The sequence below is a fragment of the Veillonella dispar genome, assembly GCF_937975875.1.
In the GTDB taxonomy this organism is placed as follows: Bacteria; Bacillota; Negativicutes; order Veillonellales; family Veillonellaceae; genus Veillonella; species Veillonella dispar_B.
The window spans coordinates 1-1,314 of the sequence record NZ_CALJSP010000175.1 but is presented as its reverse complement, the minus strand read 5'-3'; the positions used below and the strand labels follow the sequence as shown (position 1 = coordinate 1,314).

Genomic DNA, 1,314 nt, shown 5'->3' with positions numbered 1-1,314 from the left:
TCGTGCTTGCAATCTTCGTCCTTGAAGGATTCCATTATCATGCGTCCGCCCAGGCATATAGGTGCAGACGGCGGCATAAAAGGTGCAATGGCACAGAAATGAGGGAAAATGGCAACACTTGGAATACCACAGAATACGATAGAAATTTTACAAAAATATATGCATCTATCTGTTGTGAAAGATAGTGCTGGTAATATTACTGATGAAATATTGATTTTCCCGCGCTTTCATCAATTAGATGTAGTAACAAAATTGTTAGACCATGTAAAAGAGAATGGAGCAGGGCATAATTACTTGATTCAACACTCTGCTGGTTCTGGTAAATCCAATTCAATTGCTTGGTTAGCTCATCGCTTATCTGGTTTGCATGATAATGATGATAAGAAGATTTTTCGGTCTACAATTATTGTAACTGATCGAAAGGTGTTGGATAGTCAGCTACAGAATACAGTTTCTCAATTTGACCATACCCCAGGGGTTATACAACGTGTGGATAAGACCTCTAAACAGTTAAAAGAGGCTATTGAAAGCGGTACGCCTATTATCATTACTACATTACAAAAATTTCCTGTTATTTATGAAGAGGTGAAAGCGCAAAGTAGTAACTTTGCTGTGATTGTAGATGAAGCACATTCTTCTCAAACTGGATCCGCTGCACGTAAGTTAAAACAAGCCCTTGCAAATACAGAAAAGGCCCTTCAAGAATATGCTGACTGGGCATATGAAGATGAGGAAAATGCTTTAGATGAAGAGGATAAACTCGTTAAGGAGCTAGTCGCACAAGGCCAGCATGATAATCTATCTTTCTTTGCGTTTACTGCAACTCCTAAAGCAAAGACTTTGCAACTATTTGGTACTCGTGATGAAATGGGTGAATATCATCCATTCCATATCTACTCTATGCAACAAGCCATAGATGAAGGTTTTATTCTTGATGTTCTAAAAAATTACATGACCTATAATACGTACTATAAAATAGCGAGTCTCGTTGATGTTGATATTGAATTGGATTCAGCGGCTGGAATGAAAGCTATTCGTAAATTCCAAACCTTGCATCCACATAATATTACGCAAAAAACAGCAGTTATGTTACGCCATTTTATGGATGTTACTAGACATAAGATTGGTGGTCGTGCAAAGGCCATGGTTGTTACACCATCAAGACTGCATGCAGTTCGCTATGTTCAAGAGTTTCGTCGTCAGATAGAGCAAATGGAACGTCCAGATTTGGAAGTGTTAGTAGCCTTTTCTGGTGAGATTGACCCATCTGTCTGAGTATCATCGTGCCAGCCGATGCAAAATGCACACAAAAGC

Annotated in this window: 1 protein-coding gene; it reads left to right on the top strand. The window is 39.0% G+C overall.

What is annotated here, in order from left to right; all coding sequences use genetic code 11:
- Positions 1 to 108: 108 nt before the first annotated feature.
- Positions 109 to 1,275: a DEAD/DEAH box helicase family protein gene (locus tag Q7P05_RS08730; protein ID WP_303931682.1), complete on the top strand. Its 1,167-nt coding sequence runs from the start codon at positions 109 to 111 to the stop codon at positions 1,273 to 1,275.
- Positions 1,276 to 1,314: the final 39 nt, after the last annotated feature.

Coding starts and splice junctions, on each gene's coding strand:
- Q7P05_RS08730 (WP_303931682.1), top strand. CDS start 109: ATGGCAACACTTGGAATACCACAGAATACGATAGAAATTTTACAAAAA.